The 23,015-nt window shown below is 57.1% G+C and carries 19 protein-coding genes; 11 read left to right on the top strand and 8 right to left on the bottom strand.

Annotated features, from left to right (window positions below):
• Window positions 1-58 precede the first annotated feature (58 nt).
• The 6 genes from ACTG4M_RS04890 to ACTG4M_RS04865 all read left to right on the top strand — a co-directional run bounded on the left by ACTG4M_RS04890 (window position 59) and on the right by ACTG4M_RS04865 (window position 6,203).
• Entirely contained in the window at window positions 59-1,291 is a 1,233-nt protein-coding gene (locus tag ACTG4M_RS04890) for a multidrug effflux MFS transporter (protein ID WP_439122516.1), read from the top strand.
• Between the two features lie 25 nt (window positions 1,292-1,316).
• Entirely contained in the window at window positions 1,317-2,531 is a 1,215-nt protein-coding gene (locus tag ACTG4M_RS04885) for an NADP-dependent isocitrate dehydrogenase (RefSeq protein WP_439122515.1), read from the top strand.
• Window positions 2,532-2,534: 3 nt separating this feature from the next.
• On the top strand, window positions 2,535-3,359 hold the full coding sequence (locus ACTG4M_RS04880) for a TPM domain-containing protein (RefSeq protein ID WP_439122514.1): 825 nt from the start codon (window positions 2,535-2,537) through the stop codon (window positions 3,357-3,359).
• A gap of 40 nt (window positions 3,360-3,399) precedes the next feature.
• Window positions 3,400-4,020, top strand: coding sequence for a YitT family protein (locus tag ACTG4M_RS04875; RefSeq protein WP_439122513.1), 621 nt, complete (start codon window positions 3,400-3,402; stop codon window positions 4,018-4,020).
• Between the two features lie 239 nt (window positions 4,021-4,259).
• Window positions 4,260-5,795 (top strand): trimethylamine methyltransferase family protein, encoded by a 1,536-nt coding sequence (locus ACTG4M_RS04870; RefSeq protein WP_439122512.1) that lies wholly within the window; start codon window positions 4,260-4,262, stop codon window positions 5,793-5,795.
• 78 nt (window positions 5,796-5,873) lie between these two features.
• On the top strand, window positions 5,874-6,203 hold the full coding sequence (locus ACTG4M_RS04865; protein WP_439122511.1) for a DMT family transporter: 330 nt from the start codon (window positions 5,874-5,876) through the stop codon (window positions 6,201-6,203).
• Between the two features lie 58 nt (window positions 6,204-6,261).
• Here the strand turns inward: ACTG4M_RS04865 and ACTG4M_RS04860 are convergent, their stop codons facing one another.
• Complete coding sequence (locus ACTG4M_RS04860; protein ID WP_439122510.1) at window positions 6,262-6,843, bottom strand: outer membrane protein; 582 nt, start codon at window positions 6,841-6,843, stop codon at window positions 6,262-6,264.
• 318 nt (window positions 6,844-7,161) lie between these two features.
• Between ACTG4M_RS04860 and typA the strand changes: the two genes are divergently transcribed.
• Window positions 7,162-8,985 (top strand): translational GTPase TypA, encoded by a 1,824-nt coding sequence (gene typA, locus ACTG4M_RS04855; protein ID WP_439122509.1) that lies wholly within the window; start codon window positions 7,162-7,164, stop codon window positions 8,983-8,985.
• An 89-nt stretch (window positions 8,986-9,074) separates the two neighbouring features.
• Here the strand turns inward: typA and ACTG4M_RS04850 are convergent, their stop codons facing one another.
• The 3 genes from ACTG4M_RS04850 to recA form a co-directional block, all read right to left on the bottom strand.
• On the bottom strand, window positions 9,075-9,362 hold the full coding sequence (locus ACTG4M_RS04850) for a DUF1330 domain-containing protein (RefSeq protein WP_439122508.1): 288 nt from the start codon (window positions 9,360-9,362) through the stop codon (window positions 9,075-9,077).
• Window positions 9,363-9,365: 3 nt separating this feature from the next.
• Window positions 9,366-12,041 (bottom strand): alanine--tRNA ligase, encoded by a 2,676-nt coding sequence (alaS, locus tag ACTG4M_RS04845; RefSeq protein WP_439122507.1) that lies wholly within the window; start codon window positions 12,039-12,041, stop codon window positions 9,366-9,368.
• Between the two features lie 194 nt (window positions 12,042-12,235).
• On the bottom strand, window positions 12,236-13,315 hold the full coding sequence (gene recA, locus ACTG4M_RS04840) for a recombinase RecA (protein WP_439122506.1): 1,080 nt from the start codon (window positions 13,313-13,315) through the stop codon (window positions 12,236-12,238).
• A gap of 181 nt (window positions 13,316-13,496) precedes the next feature.
• Between recA and ACTG4M_RS04835 the strand changes: the two genes are divergently transcribed.
• Window positions 13,497-14,102 carry a gamma-glutamyl kinase gene (locus ACTG4M_RS04835; RefSeq protein WP_439122541.1) on the top strand — a complete coding sequence of 202 codons (606 nt, stop codon included), beginning with the start codon at window positions 13,497-13,499 and terminating at the stop codon, window positions 14,100-14,102.
• A 10-nt stretch (window positions 14,103-14,112) separates the two neighbouring features.
• Here the strand turns inward: ACTG4M_RS04835 and ACTG4M_RS04830 are convergent, their stop codons facing one another.
• The 3 genes from ACTG4M_RS04830 to guaB form a co-directional block, all read right to left on the bottom strand.
• Window positions 14,113-16,410, bottom strand: a complete 2,298-nt coding sequence (locus tag ACTG4M_RS04830; RefSeq protein WP_439122505.1) for an ATP-binding protein — start codon at window positions 16,408-16,410, stop codon at window positions 14,113-14,115.
• Between the two features lie 97 nt (window positions 16,411-16,507).
• A complete protein-coding gene (locus tag ACTG4M_RS04825; RefSeq protein ID WP_439122504.1) occupies window positions 16,508-17,659 on the bottom strand; it encodes an RsmB/NOP family class I SAM-dependent RNA methyltransferase in 1,152 nt (383 codons plus the stop codon).
• A gap of 18 nt (window positions 17,660-17,677) precedes the next feature.
• Window positions 17,678-19,126: an IMP dehydrogenase gene (guaB, locus tag ACTG4M_RS04820; protein ID WP_439122503.1), complete on the bottom strand. Its 1,449-nt coding sequence runs from the start codon at window positions 19,124-19,126 to the stop codon at window positions 17,678-17,680.
• A gap of 138 nt (window positions 19,127-19,264) precedes the next feature.
• Between guaB and ACTG4M_RS04815 the strand changes: the two genes are divergently transcribed.
• The 3 genes from ACTG4M_RS04815 (at window position 19,265) to ACTG4M_RS04805 (ending at window position 22,163) form a co-directional block, all read left to right on the top strand.
• On the top strand, window positions 19,265-20,224 hold the full coding sequence (locus ACTG4M_RS04815; RefSeq protein WP_439122502.1) for an agmatinase: 960 nt from the start codon (window positions 19,265-19,267) through the stop codon (window positions 20,222-20,224).
• A 105-nt stretch (window positions 20,225-20,329) separates the two neighbouring features.
• Window positions 20,330-21,481 carry a CaiB/BaiF CoA transferase family protein gene (locus tag ACTG4M_RS04810; RefSeq protein ID WP_439122501.1) on the top strand — a complete coding sequence of 384 codons (1,152 nt, stop codon included), beginning with the start codon at window positions 20,330-20,332 and terminating at the stop codon, window positions 21,479-21,481.
• A gap of 91 nt (window positions 21,482-21,572) precedes the next feature.
• Window positions 21,573-22,163, top strand: coding sequence for an NAD(P)H-dependent oxidoreductase (locus tag ACTG4M_RS04805; protein WP_439122500.1), 591 nt, complete (start codon window positions 21,573-21,575; stop codon window positions 22,161-22,163).
• Between the two features lie 313 nt (window positions 22,164-22,476).
• Here ACTG4M_RS04805 and ACTG4M_RS04800 read toward each other — a convergent pair whose 3' ends face one another.
• Window positions 22,477-23,001 (bottom strand): DM13 domain-containing protein, encoded by a 525-nt coding sequence (locus ACTG4M_RS04800; protein WP_439122499.1) that lies wholly within the window; start codon window positions 22,999-23,001, stop codon window positions 22,477-22,479.
• Window positions 23,002-23,015 lie beyond the last annotated feature (14 nt).

The following is a 23,015-nucleotide window of genomic DNA, read 5'->3' as shown; positions in this document are numbered from 1 at the left end:
GTCTGTTCCCGCAATAAACTTGGTGCTAGGGCTGTCCCCATAGCCTCAGGATAGTCTTATGCCAAACGCCATGCCGCGCACCGAATTCATTGCCTTGATGGCGATGCTGGCAGCGACCGTGGCTCTGTCCATCGATGCGATGCTGCCGGCACTGCCGCAGATCGGCGAAGAATTGACCCCCGAGAACCTCAATCAGGCACAGCTCATCCTCACCATGTTCGTCCTGGGTATGGGGTTGGGGACGTTCTTTACCGGACCGCTGTCCGACACGTTTGGTCGCAAGCCGGTCATGCTCTGGGGGGCCGCGCTATACACAGTCAGCGCCTATGTCGCCTCAACCGCTGAAACGCTCGAAGTTCTTCTGATTGCCAGAGTGTTTCAGGGGCTGGGTGCCGCTGGCCCTCGCGTGGTGGCGATGGCGGTTGTGCGTGACCTTTATATGGGTCGGGGCATGGCGCAAATCGTATCATTTATCATGATCATTTTCACATTGGTCCCAGCGATTGCACCGCTGTTAGGGTCGTTCGTCATCGATGCCTATAGCTGGCGCGCGGTGTTTTACGGCTTCATGGGCTTTTCGATCATTTCAGCGTTGTGGCTTGGATTTCGTCTTCCCGAAACACTGCCGTCCGACCGCCGCCGCCCATTCCGGTTTTACGCCCTGCGCAGCGCTGTGGTCGAGATGTTCGTACACCCGGTCGTGCGGCTTTCGATTGCGGTGCAAGCGCTGTGCTTTGCGATGCTGTTCTCCATGCTGTCGAGCGTGCAGCAGATCTTTGACATCACCTTCGGACGCGCGGACACCTTTGCGCTTTGGTTCGGGGCCGTGGCGGTGGTCGCAGGCAGTTCCGGTTTTCTGAATGCCAGCCTTGTGATGCGTTTGGGCATGATGTTCCTTGTCCGGGCCATGTTGATCGCACAGGTCGGGCTGTCCGCCCTGCTGATCCTTTCGGGTTATGCTGCGGCGGCTGGCCATATCTCAAATGATCTGTTCTTTGCGTGTTTCATTATCTGGCAAATCTCGGTCTTCTTTCAGGCGGGCATGACGCTGGGCAATCTGGCGGCCATCGCGCAGGAACCGATGGGCCACATCGCGGGGATGGCGGCCAGCGTGATTGGTTCTGTCGCGACGGTTGTTGGCGTGACACTTGCCATTCCCGTAGGCCTTTTGTTTGATGGAACGCCAATTCCGCTCGCAATTGCCATCTTTCTCGAAGCTTTGGTTGCGTTGTGGCTCATGCGTCTGATGATGCAAGCGGATGCACAGCTGTCACCTGCGCCGATGAACTAAACCGACAACGGAAAGGGAACCTCCAATGTCGAAGATCAAAGTTGATAACCCAATTGTTGAAATGGACGGAGATGAAATGACCCGGATCATCTGGGATTTCATCAAGAAGAAATTAGTCCTGCCTTATCTTGATATCGACCTGCTGTACTACGATCTGGGCATCGAAGAACGCGATCGTACCGAAGACCAGATCACGATCGACGCTGCCGAGAAGACCAAAGAGATCGGCGTGGCCGTCAAATGCGCAACCATCACCCCCGATGAAGGCCGGGTTGAGGAGTTCGGCCTCAAGAAGATGTGGCGCAGCCCGAATGGCACAATCCGCAACATCCTTGGTGGTGTGATCTTTCGCCAGCCAATCATCTGCCGCAACGTACCACGACTTGTGCCAGGGTGGACTCAGCCCATCGTCGTTGGCCGTCACGCGTTCGGCGATCAGTACAAAGCGACTGATTTCAAATTTCCCGGCGCGGGCAAGCTGTCGATGAAATTCGTGGGCGAAGATGGCGAGGTTATCGAGCGCGAAGTCTATGACGCACCATCGTCGGGTGTGTTCATGGGGATGTATAACCTTGACGATTCTATCACCGATTTTGCGCGGGCGTCGTTCAACTATGGTCTTAACATCGGTTGGCCGGTGTACCTGTCGACCAAGATCACGATTCTCAAACAGTATGACGGTCGGTTCATGGAGATCTTCCAACACATCTATGACACCGAATTCCGCGACGCGTTCGAAGCAAAGGGCATCGAATACCAGCACCGCCTGATCGACGACATGGTTGCCTCGGCGCTCAAATGGTCTGGTGGCTTTGTCTGGGCGTGCAAGAACTATGATGGCGATGTGCAGTCCGACACTGTGGCGCAAGGCTTTGGGTCGCTGGGCATGATGTCCTCGGTTTTGATGACCCCCGACGGCAAGATCGTTGAAGCTGAAGCGGCTCATGGCACGGTCACACGTCACTACCGCCAACATCAGGCGGGCGAGGAAACCTCCACCAACTCCATAGCGTCGATCTACGCTTGGACTGGCGCCCTCAAGCACTGGGCAAAGCTGGACGAGAATATTAGCCTACGCGCCTTTGCTGAAACGTTGGAACGGGTTGTGGTGGAAACCGTCGAGGCCGGGTTCATGACCAAAGATCTTGCTTTGCTGGTCGGACCCGAGCAAAGCTGGCTGACAACAATGGGCTTTCTTGAAAAGCTCGATGAACGGTTGAATGCTGCATTGACGGGGTAAGCTATGCGTTGGGTTTTTGCGGTACTGTTGTTTCTTGCAGCGCCGCTATGGGCCCAAAGCTACCCGGACTACGACCGCACAACCATCACAGACCGCGCTGACCTTCTGACCGATGCACAAGAAGCCGCCTTGGACACCCGCTTGTCCGCTCTGCGCCGCGACACCGGGGTCGAATTCGCCGTTTTGACTCTGGCCTCGCAGGCGCCCTATGCGGCGGCCCTCTCACTTGAGGATTTCGCGACCGGCCTGTTTGACCATTGGGGCATCGGTGATGCTACCCGCAACGATGGCATCTTTGTTTTGGTACTGTCCCAAGACCGCGCCATGCGGATCGAACTGGGCGCGGCGTATGGCCGTGAGTGGGACCGCGTGGCGGCTGACATCATCGACAGGTCATTCCTGCCTGCGTTTTCAAACGACGACTACGCAACGGGTATTGCGGACGGGGTTGAAGATGTCATCGCTTCTATCGCGTTGCCGTTTCGCGATGGTGCCGACGCGCCGACGGGCAACGACAGTGTCACAACATGGGCCGCGATTATGGGGTTCATCGCGATTTGGCTTGTGGCAGCACGCAGAAAAATCGGCGATTGGGCGACGCGGCTCAAATCCTGCCCTAAATGTGGACACCGGGCGCTATCACGGGTGCGCAACACGCTGCGCGCGGCCACAACCAGCATGCGCGGCGAAGGTGAGACCCGTCTGAGGTGCAGCCAATGCGGTTACGAGAAACGCGAAACGTATATCATCCCAACCCGAAGTTCGTCTTCCGGCGGCTCGTTCGGTGGCGGTCGCTCAGGCGGAGGTGGCGCGTCGGGCCGATGGTGACGGGGTTGACACAAGGTAGATAAGTCATAACTCCTGACCTATGTTTCTACTGAGCAAACCCAAAGCTGACCGCCATACACCGCTTGAAGACGTCCAAGGCATCCTTGTCGGCGCGACCCTTGTGGCGCTTGCTGTGCATTTTCTGTCCTCGGCCAACCTTCTCACCGGTCAAATTGCCGGGCTCGCGCTATTGTCCAGCTATGTTTCGGATTGGTCGTTCGGGGCAATTTTCTTTGTCCTCAACCTGCCCTTCTACATTCTGGCGGTTCGGCAAATCGGATGGGTTTTCACCTTCAAGACCTTTGCCGCTGTCGCTTTGATGTCAGCTATTGCCGAACTGTTGCCCTTGGTTCTGGACATAAACATGATGCACCCGGCACTGGGTGCAGTGTTGGGCGGCATTCTCGCCGGTGTTGGTTTGATCTCGCTTTTCCGACATGGCGCGACTTTGGGCGGTGTGGGTATCGTGGCGCTTTGGTTGCAGGACACACGTGGATTTCAGGCGGGCAACACGCAGCTGATCTTTGATCTATTTGTGTTCGGATTGGCGTTCCTGATCCTGCCATTTCAGGTGGTGATCTGGTCTCTTTTGGGAGCTGTGATCCTGAACATGATCATCACGGTCAACCACCGCCGCGATCGCTATGTCGCGCGATCCTGACTCAGTTCTGCCCAGAAAACAGTCAAAAACGACACATTGTCGCAATTGGCGCAGATTGCGCCCCGCATTGGCAGCAGCCTGACCGTACCAGTACGGAGATGCAGATGCGCGGTGATCGTTCCGCCTTGACCCTGACCTTGCGCACCATCGGGGCGCGGCGGGGACGCGCGGCACGGGGGCGGCCCTGACAGAGGTCCATGATTTGAACCCGTCGTTTTCCGTTTGCAATGAGACCCACCATGACTGATCTGTCCCCCCGCCGCGCTGGAGGCCGTGCTGCCAGACGCCACGCCCGCGCCAACCCACTTGCCGACAATCTACGACCAATCCGGTCGGGTATGTCTGGTGGTCGCTATGAGCCTCTTGAACCGGGCGATCTTGATCGCATCCACAACGCAGCGCTTCAGGCACTTGAGGAAATCGGGCTTTGCAATGCACCCCAATCTGGCATCGACATCCTGACAGGCGCAGGAGCAATCTTGGGCGACGATGGCCGCATCCGCTTTCCGCGTGCCTTGGTCGAAGACATGCTGGCTCTTGCAAATCGATCGGTGACCCTGTGCGGGCGCGACCCGCTTTATGATCTCGACCTGTCGGGAACCCGCGTGCATTACGGAACGGCCGGGGCGGCCGTGCATATGGTTGACGTCGAGACGGGCAATTACCGCGAAAGCAGCGTTCAGGATTTGCACGACGCCGCGCGGATTGCGGATACTCTGGACAACATTCATTTCTTACAACGCCCGATGGTGGCCCGTGACATCACTGACAATCGGGAATTGGACTACAACACGATCTATGCCTGCTGTTCAGGCACACTGAAGCACATCGGTACGTCATTTACCGAACCATCTTTCGTACCAGACGCTTTGGAGATGCTACACCTGATTGCTGGCAGTGAAGACGCATGGCGCACACGGCCCTTCCTGTCGAACAGCAATTGCTTTGTTGTGCCTCCCATGAAGTTCGCGTCTGAGGCCTGCGAGGTTATGGAAGCCTGCATTCGCGGTGGCATGCCAGTGCTTCTGCTAAGTGCCGGTCAAGCCGGGGCAACCGCGCCCGCTTCAATTGCCGGCGCCATCGTGCAGGCCGTCGCCGAATGTTTGGCAGGTGTAGTCTATGTCAATGCCATGGCTCCTGGCCATCCAACGATCTTTGGCACATGGCCATTTGTGTCTGACCTGCGCACGGGCGCGATGTCAGGAGGGTCAGGCGAACAGGCGCTCCTCACGGCAGGTTGCGCCCAGATGCATCGCTATTACGGATTATGTGGGGGCGCGGCGGCTGGGATTGCGGACGCAAAGCTGCCGGACATGCAGGCCGGGTGGGAACAGATGTGTTCAAATGTGATGGCGGGCCTGTCGGGCCTCAATATGGTCTACGAAGCGGCAGGCATGCACGCGTCACTGCTGGGCTTTTGCCACGAAAGCCTGATACTTGGCGATGATCTGATCGGTCAGGCGCTGCGCTGTGTTCGGGGCATTGATGTGACCGAAGACGACCTGAGTATCGAGGTCATGCGCGCCACATGTATTGGTGGGCCGGGCCATTACCTTGGCAGCGACGACACTCTGAACCGCATGCAACGCGACTATGTTTATCCGGTGCTCGGCAACCGCGCATCCCCCAAGGAATGGGTCGAACAAGGGCAACCGATCTTGGTTGAAAAAGCGACAGAGCGCAAAGAAATGATCCTGTCCAAACCCGCCCGAGCCCGGTTTGCGCCGGAGGTGGATGCCGCGATACGCAGCAAGTTCAACATCCACTTGCACTGACCGCTACCTGATACCAACGGGGGGCTGGCCCCCTGCCCGCGGATCCGCCATGAAGATGGTATCGCTCAGGAGGCTGCCATGCCCTATATCATCCTTATGCTCGCTGTTCTGGCGGAAACCATCGGCACAACTGCTTTGCAGGCCAGTCAACAATTCAGCCGCCCCCTGCCTTCGGTCATTGTCGTCGTCGCTTATGGTGCTGCGTTCTATCTTCTGGCCATTGCCCTAAAGACGTTTCCGGTCGGGGTTGCCTATGCGATGTGGTCTGGCATGGGGATCGTATTCATTGCCATTATTGGATTTGCCGTTTTCGGCCAAAAGCTTGATCTGGCAGCGATTTTGGGCATCACGATGATTATGGCAGGCATACTGGTGATCAACCTCTTCTCGAACACGGCCACGCACTAAAAAACGCGCACCAGAGGGCCCGGTACGCGCTTTGTGCCTTACGAACTAAGACCTGCCATTAGAAGCGGAAGCTACCCCGGATCGACACTGTGTCAGCTTCAACATCAACGCCCGTGTCGTCGAAATCGTCAAAGCGGTGGGCCAGATACTCGCCACCGACGGTGAACTGTTCAGTCACCTTGTACTCGACGCCCAAGCCGCCGACGATCCCGGTGTCATCGCCGATATTGGTGTTCAGCTGTGCTGCACCCACCGTGCCGTAGACCAAGGTGCGGCCCAAATCGTAACCACCACGGACCTTGGCACGCAGGACATCATCCACTTCGATGCCACCCAACTGTATGTCTTCACCGGATTGATAGTCCAATTCACCACCAACGACGAACTGACCAAAGTCATAGTCATAACCACCAAAGACGCCGTAGACGCCTTCGCTGTCTTCAAAACTGTCCGCGTCCGCAGACAAGTTGCCGAAGCTCAGACCGCCATAGGCGCCGGTCCAATCACCACCCATCGGAGCGGGTGCCACCGTGACCGGCTCCACCTTCATCGGCTCGGCTGGTGCTGGGTCTGCGCTGCCTGCATAGGTCGCGGTTGCTGCTGTCGCCACAAGGGCTGTTCCAAGCAGAATGCGTTTCATGAGATTTCCTTTCTCTCGGTTTGCCTCAGTCGTCACGACACGCAAAATTCCTGCCCGCCGCGCTGTTGTTTCAACGTCGGCACTCATGAATGCGTTTCAATGACGGTGGCAGGAGTTTCTCGAAACACCCGGAATTCCAGCCATTCCCCGCCCAAAAAGGGTGTGGCATCAGTGCTTTATTGCCGGTTCCCTGTCACGCTGTCGTGAGGCACCTGTGGTGCCTAAGCGGCAACACCTATGTGCTACGGCTTTTTTGCTGGTGTTCTGCCACCTAGCCTTGTAACCCCCGCGCAACTCATCCCTGCACGAGATAAAGACATGGACCTTCGCAATATTGCGATCATCGCTCACGTTGACCACGGTAAAACCACGCTTGTTGACGAGCTTCTTAAACAATCCGGTGCGTTCCGGGCCAATCAAGCTGTGGCCGAACGCGCCATGGACAGCAACGACCTCGAACGCGAGCGCGGCATCACGATCTTTGCCAAACCGACTAGCGTCGAATGGAAGGGTACGCGGATCAACATCGTGGACACGCCCGGGCACGCCGACTTTGGTGGCGAAGTCGAACGCATCTTGTCGATGGTCGATGGTGTTGTCCTTCTGGTCGACGCTGCTGAAGGTCCGATGCCACAAACCAAGTTCGTGACATCTAAGGCCCTTGCCCTTGGCCTGCGCCCGATCGTGGTGCTGAACAAGGTCGACAAGCCGGACGCGGAACCCGATCGCGCGCTTGACGAATGCTTTGATCTGTTTGCCACTCTTGACGCCAACGAGGACCAGCTGGATTTCCCGCATCTCTATGCGTCTGGACGCTCGGGCTGGGCTGATGCCGAACTGGATGGTCCGCGCAAGGATCTTGACGCGTTGTTTAAGCTTGTGGTCGATCACGTCCCTGCCCCCAAGCAGATCAAACACCAGAACGAAGACTTCCGTATGTTGGCGACCACGCTTGGCGCCGACCCGTTTGTCGGTCGCATTCTCACGGGCCGCGTAGAGACTGGCCGCCTCAAGGTCGGAGCCACAGTTCAGGCGCTCAGCCGTGTGGGTCAGAAGATCGAACAGTTCCGCGTCACCAAAATTCAGGCGTTCCGTGGCCTTGGTCCGCAGGACATCGATGAAGCTATGGCGGGCGACATCGTCAGCATCGCGGGAATGTCCAAAGCGACCGTGGCCGACACAATCTGTGCCCTGGCTGTGGAGGAACCGCTTGAGGCACAGCCGATTGATCCGCCGACCATCACAGTGACCTTCGGCATTAATGACAGCCCGCTTGCGGGCCGTGACGGTAAAAAGGTGCAGTCGCGCGTGATCCGTGATCGCCTGATGAAAGAAGCTGAATCCAACGTCGCGATCAAGATCAAGGATACACCCGGCGGCGAAGCCTTTGAGGTGTCGGGACGTGGCGAACTCCAGATGGGGGTTTTGATCGAAAACATGCGCCGCGAAGGGTTCGAGTTGTCGATTTCGCGCCCGCAGGTGATCATGAAAGAAGGCGATGACGGCAAGATGCTTGAGCCGGTCGAAGAGGCCACGATTGATGTGGATGACGACTATTCTGGTGCGGTCATCGAAAAGCTGACCGGCGCGCGCAAAGGTGAATTGGTCGAAATGCGGCCCGCCGGTGCGGGCAAGACACGCATCATCGCTCATGTGCCGTCGCGCGGCCTGATCGGTTATCACGGTGAATTCCTCACTGATACGCGCGGCACAGGTGTATTGAACCGCGTATTCCACGGCTGGACCCCGCACAAAGGCTCAATGCCTGGTCGTCGCGCAGGCGTTCTGATCTCGATGGAGAACGGCACCTCCGTGGCCTATGCGCTTTGGAACCTCGAAGATCGGGGCAAGATGATGATCGGCGCACAAGAAGCTATCTATACCGGCATGATCATTGGCGAACACAGCCGTGAAAATGATCTTGAGGTGAACCCACTCAAAGGTAAGAAGCTGACCAACGTCCGCGCCTCTGGCACCGACGATGCGGTTCGCCTGACCACTCCGATCACCTTGTCGCTGGAAGAAGCAATTGCCTATATCAACGACGACGAACTGGTCGAAGTGACGCCAAACGCGATCCGCCTGCGCAAACGTTACCTTGACCCGCACGAACGCAAGCGGATGTCGAAAAGCGGATCGTAACACTCGTTAGGCCTAGCGGCCTTAATCGCGAAGACAGCCTACTAAGGCTCAATAAGCGGCGCATCCAAAACGGGAGCGCCGCTTTTCAATTATTCGGTGGTTTCGACAATCAGCAATTCTCGCTCGGATGCGCCCCGCGCATGGTCAAGCGCGCGCTGATATTCCGGACTGTTGTAACAGGCCTCGGCGTCTTCGATTGAGGGGAATTTAGCCACGACATTGCGCGGCCGTTCCTGCCCCTCAAGCTGAACATAGCGACCACCACGGGCAATGAATTGGCCGCCGTGTTGCGCAATCGCAGGTCCTGCCAATTCCGCGTATTTCGCATAGGCATCGGGGTCGTTCACCGTGACATGGGCGATCCAGAGTGCAGGCATGGTCTATCCTCCCAAAACGGCTTCAGCGGCTTTGATGGCTGCATCGGCGTTCTCTGCCGACGCGCCGCCCCCTTGCGCCATGTCCGGACGGCCACCGCCGCCCTTGCCACCTAACTCTGGCACGGCCGCTTTAACCAGATCAACCGCCGAAACGCTACCTGTCAGGTCTGATGTGACACCCGCCGCAACCGCCGCCTTACCACCTGTGTCCGCGATCAATAGAACGGCACCAGATCCAAGTCTTTGTTTATGCTCATCAATCAACGGTGGCAGGTCTTTGCCCGACACGCCGGACAACACTTGTGCCAAAAACTTCACGCCGTTAATCTCGCGCGCTTCAGCACCGCCACCTTGGCCGGCCCCACCGGCCATCGCCAATTCGCGCCGCAACTGCGCCACTTCGTTTGACAGTGCCTTGCGTTCATCCAAAAGCGACTTGACCCGCGCGGGCACATCCGTTGCTTGCGCCTTCAACTCCAGCGCCACTTCGGCCAAGCGGTGGTCCTGCTCGGACAGGTAACGGAACGCATCCGCCCCTGTCAGCGCTTCGATCCGCCGGACCCCGGCGCTTGACGCGCTGTCGCCCAAAGTCACGAACACACCGATGTCGCCCGTGCGCCGCACATGAGTACCACCGCACAATTCCAACGAATAGGTGTTGCCATTGGTGCCTTTGCCCGAACCGGATTGTTCGCCCATTGAAACAACGCGAACTTCGTCTCCGTATTTTTCGCCGAACAAGGCCTGCGCACCCAATGCGCGCGCGTCCTCGGGCGTCATGATCCGCGTCTCAACCGCAGCGTTCTGACGGATATAGGCGTTCACCTCGACCTCGACCTGCTTCAATTCATCAAGCGTCAACGCCTTGCCATGGCTAAAGTCAAAGCGCAACCGATCCGGCGCGTTCAGTGATCCGCGCTGTGCAACGTGATCGCCAAGCGCCCGGTGCAGCGCCTCGTGCAAAAGGTGCGTTGCCGAATGGTTGGCCCGGATCGATGTGCGGCGGGTGTGATCCACCTCAAGCTGCACTGCTTCGCCTTTGGTGAACGTGCCGCTTTTGATCGTGACGTGATGCGCGAACACCTTACCGTCACCCATGCGCTGAGTATCGCGCACTTCGGCCAGATCGTCTTCGTTCTCAAGTCGACGCAGCCATCCGGTGTCACCTACCTGACCACCGGATTCGCCATAGAACGGCGTCTGGTTCAGAACAACCCAACCGCTATCACCTTCGGACAACGTATCAACAACTCCGCCGTCTTTGATCAAGGCAAGCATCTGACCTTCGGCGCTTTCCGTATCGTAGCCAAGGAAATCTGTTGCACCATGCGTTTCCGCCAGATCAAACCAGATCGCGAGGTCGGCTGATTCACCCGTGCCGGACCATGCCGCCCGCGCCTTGGCTTTCTGTTCGGCCATCGCTGCATCGAACCCGTCGGTGTCCACCGTTCGGCCCTTTTCGCGCAATGCATCCTGCGTCAGGTCGAGCGGGAAACCATACGTGTCATACAGTTTGAACGCGGCAGCGCCGGGAAGCGGCGCCTCACCGCCCAAACCGGCCAATTCGTCATCCAACAGCTTCAACCCACGATCAAGCGTCTGCTTGAAACGTGTCTCTTCAAGGCGCAAAGTCTCTTCGATCAAAGCCTGCGCGCGCGGCAATTCGGGATAGGCCGCCCCCATCTGACGGACCAGTGCAGGCACCAGGCGGTGCATGACCGGATCCTGCGAGCCCAACAAGTGCGCGTGTCGCATCGCGCGGCGCATGATGCGGCGCAGCACATATCCACGCCCGTCATTAGACGGCATGATTCCATCGGCAATCAGGAACGAGGTTGACCGCAAGTGATCCGCGATCACACGATGATGCGTTTTGCCCGGACCATCGGGGTCAGACGACGTCACATCAGCCGACGCTTCGATCAGCGCGCGCATCGTGTCGGTGTCATAATTGTCGTGGCTGCCCTGCAAAAGCGCGCCAATCCGCTCCAGCCCCATGCCGGTGTCGATCGACTGCATGTCGAGCGCTTTCATGGAACCGTCTTCGAACTGCTCGTTCTGCATGAAAACGATGTTCCAGATTTCGATGAACCGATCACCATCTTCCTCCGGGCTGCCCGGAGGGCCGCCCCAGATGTGGTCGCCGTGATCATAGAAAATCTCGGTACACGGTCCGCAAGGACCGGTTGGCCCCATCTGCCAGAAATTGTCCGAAGTGGCGATACGGATGATCCGGCTTTCGGGCACGCCGACCTTTTTCCAGATCTCGAACGCTTCATCATCCGTATGGTAGATGGTGACATACAGCCGCTCTGCCGGAATGCCGAATTGTTTGGTGATCAACTCCCACGCAAAGGGAATTGCCTCTTCCTTGAAATAATCGCCAAAGCTGAAATTCCCCAGCATTTCAAAGAAAGTATGGTGCCGCGCGGTGTAGCCGACATTGTCCAAGTCATTGTGCTTCCCACCCGCGCGAACACATTTTTGCGCTGTTGTCGCGCGTTTGTAATCGCGATTTTCGACGCCGGTGAACAGGTTCTTAAATTGCACCATACCCGAGTTCGCAAACATCAAGGTCGGATCGTTTCGCGGCACAAGTGGGCTTGACGCCACCACCTCGTGTCCCTGTTTTTCAAAGTAGCTCAGAAAAGTGGAGCGGATATCGTTCAACGTGGGCATGTGTGACCTGACTTGGAAGGTGTTCTGAGGCGGCATTTCTCGTTCGGCCTGAAATAGCCCTTGCCAGAGGGGCTGTCCACCGCAGAGGTCACGTCAAAACGGAAACAGGGCGGCGCATCCGCCACCCTGCTTCCGAGTATTCTTGGATCCATGTTTGAACCAAGGGCGCTTTGTCAGTCGCCATCTGCATCTGTTCACGATTCGACGATGTCGTCCTCAGACCCTTCGTCCGACCCTATCATGTCAAAATCCAATCCGTGTGCTGCGCGAATTTTATCTTCAATCTCGAGCGCCATGGCAGCGTTTTCCTTGAGGAAAGTTTTAACGTTCTCGCGGCCCTGCCCAATCCGTTCGTCACCGTAGGAATACCAAGCGCCAGATTTTTCGACAACGCCAGCTTTGACGCCAAGGTCGATCAGTTCCCCGGTTTTTGAGATGCCTTCACCATACATGATGTCAAATTCCACCTGCTTGAACGGTGGTGCGACCTTGTTCTTGACCACTTTCACGCGCGTCGCATTGCCAACAACCTCGTCCCGGTCTTTGACGGCGCCGATGCGGCGAATGTCCAGACGAACTGAGCTGTAAAATTTAAGTGCGTTGCCGCCAGTGGTGGTTTCAGGGCTGCCAAACATCACACCAATTTTCATCCGGATTTGGTTGATGAAGATCACCATGCAGTTCGACCGCGAGATTGAGCTGGTCAATTTGCGCATTGCCTGGCTCATCAAACGCGCATGAACACCGACACTGCTGTCACCCATATCGCCTTCAAGTTCGGATTTCGGTGTTAGGGCAGCGACCGAGTCAACAACAACAAGGCTCACTGCACCAGAGCGCACCAAAGTATCCACAATCTCAAGTGCTTGTTCGCCCGTGTCAGGTTGCGAAATCAGCAATTCGTCCAGATCAACACCAAGCTTTTTGGCATATTGCGGATCAAGCGCGTGTTCTGCGTCAACAAACGCGCAAACGCCGCCCTTTTTCTGCTCTTCCGCCACCGAATGCAGGGTCAACGTGGTTTTGCCCGAACTTTCTGGGCCGTAAATTTCGATAATTCGGCCCTTGGGCAGGCCGCCAATGCCAAGGGCAATGTCGAGCCCCAGTGATCCGGTCGATGTCGATTCGATGTCGCGCATGGCGTTTTCGCCACCAAGCTTCATGATCGAACCCTTGCCAAACTGGCGTTCGATCTGCGCCAGCGCCGAATCAAGGGCTTTTTGTTTGTTCGCGTCCCGCTTGCTGTCCATGGTAAGAAGATCTGCCGTTGCCATTGCTTTTGATCCTTATTCCACACCCGATGAAGGGCGGCAATTGCTGCTTTTGTTCGCTTCTTGTTCTCATTTGTTGTGAGGCCAAAAGGTGAACATTTCAAGAATTATTTTCACAACCACTGTTGCGCGCTTTGGTTAGGGAGTGGTTTATGAACGCTCAAACGTGACCGGAGCGATGCGTATGTTGGTGTTTTGGAAGGAAGGTTTGGTGCTTTTGTCGGTCCCGAAAACCGGCACACATGCCTATACGCAAGCTTTGGGGCCAAGGGCATCGATGGTGGTCACCGACCCTCCCGAACTCAAACATGCGCCGGTATATCGTTACAATCGATTCTTCCGTCCGATGTTCGACAAAATGGGCGCGCCCAATCTTGAATTGGTCGCGGTGATCCGAGAGCCGCTGAGTTGGCTGGGCAGTTGGTATCGTTATCGCCAGCGACCTGCCCTTGATGGGCGTCCGGCGTCAACAAAAGGCGTGCGTTTTGATACCTTTCTTGAGGCTTGTTGCGAAGGCGATCCTCCCGCTTATGCCAAAGTCGGGTCGCAAGCGAAGTTTGTCGAAGCGCGCCCCAATGGAACAGCCGTCACTCATTTTTTCCGCTACGAGGATCAGGCTGGATTTCAGACATTTCTAAAAAACCGTCTAGGTGATTTGCCCGAAATCCCGACAGCCAACGTGTCTCCCAGCTTGCCACTTGAAATCTCGCCCGGAGTTGAGGCGTTGGTTCGCAAGGTGCGCTCTGATGAATTCGCGCTTTGGGACTCAATTCCAGTTCGCGGTTCGTGACCCGGTAGCATCAAGGCGCCGCTTGGGCATTGATCGTCAGTTGTTGGTTCACGATTGAAGTCAGTTCGACCAATGAAAATGGCTTGGCCAAAAAGGCCGATGATTTGATCCGCGCGCCTTGGGATTTGAAGACGTCCTCGGCATAACCCGACATGAAAACCACGGGCACGTCTGGCCGCATGTCACGGGCTTTACGCACCCAGCTGGGACCGTCAAGGCCGGGCATCACCACGTCCGTGACAAAAACATCCACCTTGAGGTTGCTGTCTTTTAACATTTCTAGCGCATCTTCTGCGTTGCTTGCCTCAATCACCTTGAATCCCCGATGCGCCAACGCGCGAGAGGCGAAGGCCCTGACTGGGGCCTCATCTTCGACCAAAAGAACCACACCATCGCCAACGCGTGTTGTTGTCACTTTGGGCGGTTCAACTGCGATCGGGATGTCATCCACCGGGTCATCACAGACCGGGAACATTAAGGTAAAAACGCTGCCCTTGCCCGGCGTACTGTCGACAAAAATAAAGCCGCCGGTTTGCTTGACGATTCCATACACCGTCGACAGGCCAAGACCGGTACCTTCGCCCGTGCGTTTGGTGGTGTAGAACGGTTCGAACACTTTTTCGAGCTTGTCTGGCGCTATACCGGTTCCATCATCCTGCACACGGACCACCACGTAATTTCCCGCAGGCACCTTGGCGCGCCCGTTTTTCATGGGGCTGTCCAAATGGCGCTCATCTGTTTCGATCAGGATTATCCCTCCCTTGGTCATTGCATCACGGGCATTGACCACGAGATTCATAATCACCTGCTCCAACTGCCGCTTGTCGGCACGAATGGGGGGCAGGCCAACATTTTGCCGCAGGTCCAGTGCCACTTTTTCACCAACGAGGCGGTTCAAAAGATGTGTTAGATCGGACAGGATATCGCGCAATTCGAGCCGTTCGGGGCGCAGGGTCTGTTTACGTGAAAACGCCAGCAATTGCCCCACCAATCCGGCCGCCCGATTGGCGTTCTGGTGGATTTGAATAAGATCACCATATTCTGGGTCGCCCTGATCATGTCGCAGCAACAACAGATCGCAATGGCCTGAAATCGCGGTTAAAAGATTGTTAAAATCATGCGCCACGCCACCGGCTAGCTGGCCAATCGCCTGCATTTTCTGGCTTTGGACGAATTGCGCCTCAAGGCTTTTCAGCTCAGTTGCATCATTCAGGACCGCAACCAACAAAACCTTACCATCTTCGACCACACGGGTCAGCGTGACTTGCACAAATACATCCTGTTCGGGCCGTGTCAGGCGCAAGAATTCGGATCGCCCCAACCCCTTGCCTGCTGCTGCGTCTGTCAACCAATCTGGAATGGACCGCCCTAAGCCTTCCATCAGGTCAGACAGACATCGATCGCCGTCGCCGCGGGCATGCAGCAGGTCGCGGGCGCAGCGATTTGCATTGGCGATTTCGCCTTGGGGTGACACCTTAAGCAATGGCACAGGCAATTCCTCAAAACCGGTGTCTGTGCTTTCGACCTTTGGCAAAGCTTGGGGGATCAAAACAACCTCTTCCCGGCCTACGCCTGCCGGGTGAACATTGACGATGAAACCCTTGGTCTGTTCGTTGCTCCGGATCTGGTGCAACTGCCCGGAACGCAGAGGCGAGTCGGCAATCAGATCGCCCAAGCTGCGCACACGTCCACCGGCCAGTTCCCGCGCGGCGGCGTTCATCCAAAGAACGGTCCCGGCCCGACCAATGGTCAGGGCGGGGTATTGGATTTGGCATTCATCCTTTGCGTCAAACAGCTCCAAACGCCACAAAAGTGCTGCTGGTCCAAGCTGATGTGCGGACATCCTTAGATGCCGGTCAGGCAAAACGACCTTTTCCGAAGAGATTCCGTCAGCCAATGCAACGCTTTGCACACGGTGGATCAGGCCCGATGCGTCTGCCACATGTGCACCTACGATCTGGCGCAATGTTTGGCCTTGCGTTGCCTGAAGAGTTTGACTGGCGGCCCTGTTGGTGTGCAGAATCCCACCATCAAGATCGGAAATCAGGCAGCATGACGCATCATGTTCAACTAATAACGCCATATTATTTATGGAATTTTTAAATTTTACCTTGCGCCAGAGCGTCAGCAAAGTAACCCAAACCAATGACACGCCAAACGCAAAAGCTGCCGCAGTAAAGCCGGTGGCTGTTGCTGGATGCGGTGCCAAAGCCGCCAAGGTTCCACTTATGGCCGTAAAGGCCAATAGAATGGTATGCGTCGACATCGTGCGACGTGGGATGAGCGCGGTACGGTCGAATAAGGTCATCAATGCGGCCTTTGGAAACGACAAGATTCCCGCACTATGACCGCAACAAGTTTAAGCGACCCTTAAGAGGGAAACACTCTAAAGTTGTATTTATGAATCATCTTCGTGTCAATGTGGCGATGAAAAAGCCATCCCCACCCTGTTCAAGGTCAAATCTTTGCTGTGAGACGCACGTCCAGCCCGCCTGCCGGCTTAGAAACGCTGCAATTTGATCTTCATTTTCGCAAGAAAGCACTGAACATGTCGCATAAGCCAATGTGCCTTGGGGCGCGACAAGGTGCGTCACACGATCGAGGATTTCACCCTGAACGTGACGCAACTCATCCAGCCGATCAGGGGTCAGCCGCCATTTACCTTCCGGTGCGCGGCGCCATGATCCGCTGCCGGAACAGGGTACGTCGCACAGAACAAGATCGTAATCGGGTTTCGGCTTATCGCTCAACGTAACCTTTGCGCCAGCCCGTTCCGCCCGGGATGGCAGGTCCAACATACGGCGTGGATCGGTATCGTGGGCTGCGACAGGCCCGTCTGTTTTGGCCGCCATAGCAAGGGTCTTGCCGCCGCCGCCCGCGCAATAGTCAAGAACGCGCATACCGGATGTCAGGGGCAACGCATCGATGACCGCTTGGCTTGCGACATCTTGCAATTCAACCAATCCGGTTCGGAACGCCTCGGTCTGGGCCACGCGCCTGGCGCCAGCAACGACTTCGAGCGCGGTGTCGGACATCGTATGCGGTTTGGTTTCCACACCTTCGCTGCTCAGCTTGGCCTGGGCTGTGGCGCGGTCGGTTTTCAAAAGGTTCACCCGCAAGAACACAGATGCCCGATGCCGTAACGCATCAGAAGTTGCATCAGCTTTGCGACCTAACTCATTGTTAAAGAGATCAAACAGCCAATCCGGAAGATCGAAGGCTTCGGCCCCGTCTGGTGTGTGCCCAGCTGCGCGTTCATCCTCTGTTAAAGGTGGCAAGGCATAGCCTTCGCCAGTGAAGACGCTGCCCGCGTCCTCATCTATCTGGCGCAATCTACCCAAAACGAGCGCCCGTCCGTCGGTGCCGCCCCCCAAAGCCGCTGTGCTGCGCCAACAGCGCAAGATGTCAAACACATGATCACGGATCGCCGCACGATCTTTGGAACCGGCAAACCGGGATCTGCGCGCCCAATTCGTCAACGCTTTTTCCGCAGCGTCGCCTGCCGTGATCTGGTCAAGGATCTCGGCGGCGGCGGCCCATCGCGCGGCAGGTGTCATAAGGCACGCACCTGTTGATCAGGCCAGCCGGTAATTCGGCGACTCGCGGGTGATCTGAACATCATGCACATGGCTTTCCTTCAAACCGGCCCCGGTGATTTTGACGAACTTACAATTGGTGCGCATTTCTTGAACCGTGGCGCAGCCGGTATATCCCATCGCAGCCCGCAGTCCGCCGACCAGCTGGTGCAACACAGTACCGGCCGAGCCCTTGTAAGGCACCTGCCCTTCGATGCCTTCGGGGACCAATTTGTCGCTGGCCGCGTCTTTCTGGAAATAGCGATCAGCCGATCCGCGCGCCATCGCGCCGATGGACCCCATGCCACGATAAGCTTTGAAACTGCGGCCCTGGTAAAGGATCACCTCGCCGGGGGATTCGTCTGTGCCGGCGATCATGCTGCCGACCATGGCGCAGGATGCGCCCGCTGCAATGGCCTTGGCGAAGTCACCCGAGAACTTGATGCCACCATCGGCGATCACGGGTGTATCTCCGGCCTCTTTCGCGCAATCCATGATCGCGGTCAGCTGTGGCACGCCAACACCGGCCACCATTCGGGTGGTGCAGATCGACCCGGGGCCAATCCCCACCTTAATCGCATCGGCGCCTGCGTCGATCAGGGCGCGGGTTGCTTCTGCGGTGGCCACGTTGCCCGCGATGACCTGAACCTGGTTGGACAGGGTCTTGGCGCGGGTGACCGCTTCGATCACGCCACGAGAATGGCCATGCGCGGTGTCGATCACCACAATATCAACACCTGCCGCAACAAGTTCCTGTGTCCGCTCAAACCCGGCATCGCCTACGGACGTGGCCGCAGCCACACGCAAACGTCCAAGGTCATCCTTACAGGCAGTAGGGTTCAGCACTGCCTGCTGCGTGTCTTTCACGGTCAGAAGGCCGGTCAGTTTGTTGTCACCATCCACAACCAATAGTTTTTCGATGCGGCGCGATTTCATCAAGCTGATCGCTTCTTCGCGGTCTGCCGGTTCGCGCAGGATAGCTAGGTTGTCAGACGTCATCATGACATTGACGGGCGTGTCGTCTGATGTGGCGAACCGCATATCGCGGTTGGTGACGATGCCAACAACGCGGCCTTGTTCATCAACCACCGGAAAACCAGTAAAATTATAGCGTTCAATCAAGGCCTTGGCATCCGCCAATGTTTGATCGGCGCGTAGGGTCACGGGGCTGTAGACGATACCGGATTCGAACCGTTTGACCCGCCGGACTTCGCGCGCTTGCTGCTCGACTGTGAGGTTCTTGTGAATGACCCCCATGCCACCGGCTTGGGCCAGCGTGATCGCCATGCGACCTTCGGTGACAGTATCCATAGCTGAGCTGAGCAACGGGATGTTCAAAGCGATGCTTTTCGTGACCCAGGTCCGGGTATCGGCAGTGGCCGGCAATACCTCGGATGCCCCCGGCACCAGAAGAACATCATCAAAAGTGAGAGCCTCGCGAATCTCCATCGGAATCCCTTTCCACGGACAGCATCGTTAGGCACGTCCCTATCGCATGGGTTACCGATGGTGGAAAGCCCCAATCCGCTCTTTACCACTGCGCGTCGCTGCCGCAGTCTGGTATTAAAACCAACTGGAGCGACACACATGTCCCACGGATACGAGGCAGGCCGCCTGAACCTGCCCTTTACCGGCATCTGCACCTTTGCCCGGAGCCCTTATGTGCCCGATTGGAGCAATATCGCCGCCGATATAGCGGTACTTGGTGCGCCCTTCGATGCGGGCACACAATGGCGGGCGGGCGCGCGGTTCGGTCCGCGCGGCGTGCGCGAGGCATCGACACTGTTCAGCTTTGGTCACGCCGGGGCTTATGACCACGAAGACGATGTAACGTATCTTGCCGATACACGGATTGTTGATCTGGGGGACGCGGACATCGTGCACACTGACACGGTGCAGAGCCACGCCAATATCCGCAAAGGGGTCGAAGCGATCCGCGCGGCAGGTGCCCTGCCCGTCGTGATCGGTGGTGATCATTCGATCAACATCCCCTGCATCGACGCATTCGTAGGTGCGAAGCCATTCCATATCCTGCAGATCGACGCGCATCTGGATTTCGTCGATGAACGCCACGGCGTGCGCAACGGGCATGGCAATCCGATGCGCCGCGCGTCTGAAAAACCTTGGGTCAGCGGCATGACACAGGTGGGCATTCGCAATGTCAGCTCTACCGCGCGTGAAGGCTACGAGGACGCGCGCGCGCGCGGCTCAGACATCCTGTCTGTCCGCCAAGCGCGCGCGCTTGGGCCCAAAGGGGTGGCGAACCGTCTGCCCCAAGACAGGCCAGTCTACATCACGATCGACATTGACGCCTTCTGCCCCTCTATCGCGCCAGGCACTGGCACGCCCAGCCATGGCGGGTTTCTCTATTACGATGTGCTCGAATTGCTGCAACACGTGGCGCAACACCACAAGATTGTTGGCATCGACCTTGTCGAAGTGGCTCCGGATTATGATCCCACCGGATCAACCTCGATCCTTGCGGCGCAAGTTCTGATGAATCTCTTGGGCTTTGTCTTTCACGCAAAGGTACAGCGCGATACGTAACCCAACACTCGGCTTTCCGCCGATTTTCTGACCAAGGGTCACGCCCGTGTTGCACTTAGGCGGTTGGCTGCGTTCACTTGCAAAAAACCGACTCAGCAGGCCCCCATGACAAAACCGCTTTCCGGCATCACGATCCTAGACCTGACCCATGTCCTTGCGGGACCGTTCTGTTCCATGACGCTTGCGGACCTGGGCGCGCATGTGATCAAAATCGAACGTCCCGGGAGCGGTGACGACACACGCGCTTTCCCGCCATTCGCCAATGGGAAATCGGCCTATTTCGCAGCCATCAATCATGGCAAAAAATCCATCGCGCTGGATCTAAAAAAAGAGGATGACCGCGCGATTTTTGAACGTCTGCTTCCGCGTGCCGATGTCATCCTTGAGAACTATCGCCCCGGCGTGATGGAGCGGCTGGGCTATGGATGGGACGACCTGCACGCACAATACCCCCGTTTGATCTATGGCGCGGTATCCGGCTTTGGCCACACAGGCCCCGAGGCCAAACGTCCAGCCTATGATATGGTGGTACAAGCCCGCGGCGGCGTCATGTCGATCACCGGCGAAAAGGGACGCGACCCGGTGCGCGTTGGCGCCTCCATCGGCGATATCGTGGCTGGCATGTATCTCAGCCAAGGTGTGCTGGCTGCATTGATGGACCGCGAACGCAGCGGTGAGGGCCGCAAGGTGGATGTGTCGATGCTGGATTCCCAACTGGCGATCCTGGAACACGCCATCGCGATCACCTCGGTGACTGGCACACCCCCTGCCCCTACAGGCGCGCGCCACCCATCAATTGCCCCGTTCGAGACCTTCCACGCCTCCGACGGTCTGTTCGTGATTGCGGCGGGCAATGATGTGTTGTTCGAAAAGCTGTGCGTCGCTCTTAACCTACCGTTGTCAGATGACCCGCGCTTTGCCAGCAACCCGGCCCGTGTCGAAAATGCCCGGCTGCTCAAACGGCTGATTGAGGCGATTACCATCGACAAGACCCGTGCGCATTGGATCGCCAAGCTGGGCGCTGCGGGTATTCCCAGCGGACCCATCCAGGATGTGGCTCAGGTGATGCGCGATCCGCAGATTTTGGCCCGCAATATGGTGGTGGATGTTCTGGATAGGAACGGCCGCCCGGCGTTCAAGGCGGCTGGAAACCCGATCAAGATGACCGGGCTGGGCGATCCAACTGTGCGCACGTCTGCCCCCGATCTTGACGCCGATCGCGGCGATATTCTGCGCTGGTTGGAGGGCGAAAGTTAACCAAGCTGCACTGCGGCAATTCTCGGTCTTAACGTTGTGACACATGCGTGGGATACGCGTTAGCGTGTCAAACTACACATAGGGACATGTCATGGCGCAACGGATCTTTATTCTGAATGGTCATCCCGGACCCAGTTCAATCACCCGTCAAGCCATGGACCGTTATGCAAAGGCGGCGCGCGACGCAGGTCATGAAGTTCGGCTGTCACAATTGCATGACCTGAATTTCGATCCGGACCGCGGCAAAGCCGGGTATGACAATCCCAAACCGTTAGAACCAGCGCTAGAAGAGGCCTTGAGCAATCTGGAATGGTGCACGCATTTCGTCTTGGCCTTTCCGCTCTGGTGGGGAAGTTTCCCGGCCAAGCTTAAAGGTTGGATTGATCGTGTCTTTGCGATTGGCCGCACCTTCACCACTCGGGAAACAACGCCAATCGGTTTGCCCAAACCGCTTTTGACAGGACGCACAGCGCGCGTTGTCATCACATCTGACACGCCCCGCAGTTTTCTATGGTTGGCTTACAAAGATGCGATCCGGCACCAGATCAAAGGCCAGGTTCTTGGCTTTGTCGGGTTCAAGCCAATCAAGTTCACGTTCTTTTCATCCGCGTCCGACCCCAAGCCGGGATCGGTGGATAAGTTGCTGTCCAAAATGGACAAATTAGGACGCGATGGGGTCTGATTCCACATTTTGGCGAACGATGCATTTCCCATCTGTTAACCCATGGCCCACCATACCCTCCCGACGATGCGCATCTAGCGGGCAGGGTCACTCCCATGCCGCGACACCAGAACTGACATTCCTCTCAGACGCTCCAAACCGGGGCCGACCATGAGAGACCGGTCACATAAGGCCCCAAAACCGGGGTACAGGTCCAAAGCGCAAGCTTTGCCGACATGAGAGAACGGTCAGGCCCATGGGGCGGCGCCGCTTCCACACGAAGACCCGTACTTGCCCCCTGCCCGGTTTTTTCCGTGGCGGGGCGCAGGCCGTGTCAACGATACTGGCCAGCTGTGATGAATTCGCCAAACGCCTCGCACCAGATCACGACGCTGGTGTAGGCGTTTATGTCCACATTTTCAGGCACGTCTAACAGGAAGCCACCAAAGGTTTTCACATCTCCGATCTGTACCGCGTTGGCTTTGATTGGCTCGAACTCGTCCTCGTGTTCGACAAAACGGTCGGTCAGGTACAGTTTGTAATCCGGTCCCGGAGCCAACGTGCCCTCATGGACGATCATGCCATCAGTCAGGCTGATCGTACCTTCGCCCCAATGCAACAGGTCACTGCCACGCAGATCGCGCGTCAATTCGGTTGTATAGGTGGCCCCCGCGGCCTCGGCCTCAAGCGCCGCAGCATCCGGGGATGGAGGCGCTGTCAGGATGGGAAGCAGGTAAATGCCCAATGCAAACCCAACGGCAACAGCAACACCATGTGTCACCAAAAAGACGATTACCCGTTTCACAACACGCTCCTCAATCAGCGGGTCGACGGTCGCACGACCGGACAGTTCGGTCAACGCAGGGACCTATG

Origin of the sequence: Marivita sp. (genome assembly GCF_965656765.1) — a bacterium.
In the GTDB taxonomy this organism is placed as follows: domain Bacteria; phylum Pseudomonadota; class Alphaproteobacteria; order Rhodobacterales; family Rhodobacteraceae; genus Marivita.
This window is presented reverse-complemented; position numbering and strand designations above follow the sequence as displayed.

Excerpts from the sequence above, each read along its gene's own strand:
- ACTG4M_RS04825 (WP_439122504.1), bottom strand. The coding sequence starts at position 17,659 with ATGACACCTGCCGCGCGATGGGCCGCCGCCGCCGAGATCCTTGACCAG.
- ACTG4M_RS04880 (WP_439122514.1), top strand. The coding sequence starts at position 2,535 with ATGCGTTGGGTTTTTGCGGTACTGTTGTTTCTTGCAGCGCCGCTATGG.
- recA (WP_439122506.1), bottom strand. The coding sequence starts at position 13,315 with ATGGCAACGGCAGATCTTCTTACCATGGACAGCAAGCGGGACGCGAAC.
- ACTG4M_RS04850 (WP_439122508.1), bottom strand. The coding sequence starts at position 9,362 with ATGCCTGCACTCTGGATCGCCCATGTCACGGTGAACGACCCCGATGCC.
- ACTG4M_RS04810 (WP_439122501.1), top strand. The coding sequence starts at position 20,330 with ATGACAAAACCGCTTTCCGGCATCACGATCCTAGACCTGACCCATGTC.
- ACTG4M_RS04815 (WP_439122502.1), top strand. The coding sequence starts at position 19,265 with ATGTCCCACGGATACGAGGCAGGCCGCCTGAACCTGCCCTTTACCGGC.
- alaS (WP_439122507.1), bottom strand. The coding sequence starts at position 12,041 with ATGCCCACGTTGAACGATATCCGCTCCACTTTTCTGAGCTACTTTGAA.
- ACTG4M_RS04875 (WP_439122513.1), top strand. The coding sequence starts at position 3,400 with ATGTTTCTACTGAGCAAACCCAAAGCTGACCGCCATACACCGCTTGAA.
- ACTG4M_RS04830 (WP_439122505.1), bottom strand. The coding sequence starts at position 16,410 with ATGACCTTATTCGACCGTACCGCGCTCATCCCACGTCGCACGATGTCG.
- ACTG4M_RS04870 (WP_439122512.1), top strand. The coding sequence starts at position 4,260 with ATGACTGATCTGTCCCCCCGCCGCGCTGGAGGCCGTGCTGCCAGACGC.
- ACTG4M_RS04860 (WP_439122510.1), bottom strand. The coding sequence starts at position 6,843 with ATGAAACGCATTCTGCTTGGAACAGCCCTTGTGGCGACAGCAGCAACC.
- guaB (WP_439122503.1), bottom strand. The coding sequence starts at position 19,126 with ATGGAGATTCGCGAGGCTCTCACTTTTGATGATGTTCTTCTGGTGCCG.
- typA (WP_439122509.1), top strand. The coding sequence starts at position 7,162 with ATGGACCTTCGCAATATTGCGATCATCGCTCACGTTGACCACGGTAAA.
- ACTG4M_RS04885 (WP_439122515.1), top strand. The coding sequence starts at position 1,317 with ATGTCGAAGATCAAAGTTGATAACCCAATTGTTGAAATGGACGGAGAT.
- ACTG4M_RS04865 (WP_439122511.1), top strand. The coding sequence starts at position 5,874 with ATGCCCTATATCATCCTTATGCTCGCTGTTCTGGCGGAAACCATCGGC.
- ACTG4M_RS04835 (WP_439122541.1), top strand. The coding sequence starts at position 13,497 with ATGTTGGTGTTTTGGAAGGAAGGTTTGGTGCTTTTGTCGGTCCCGAAA.
- ACTG4M_RS04890 (WP_439122516.1), top strand. The coding sequence starts at position 59 with ATGCCAAACGCCATGCCGCGCACCGAATTCATTGCCTTGATGGCGATG.
- ACTG4M_RS04805 (WP_439122500.1), top strand. The coding sequence starts at position 21,573 with ATGGCGCAACGGATCTTTATTCTGAATGGTCATCCCGGACCCAGTTCA.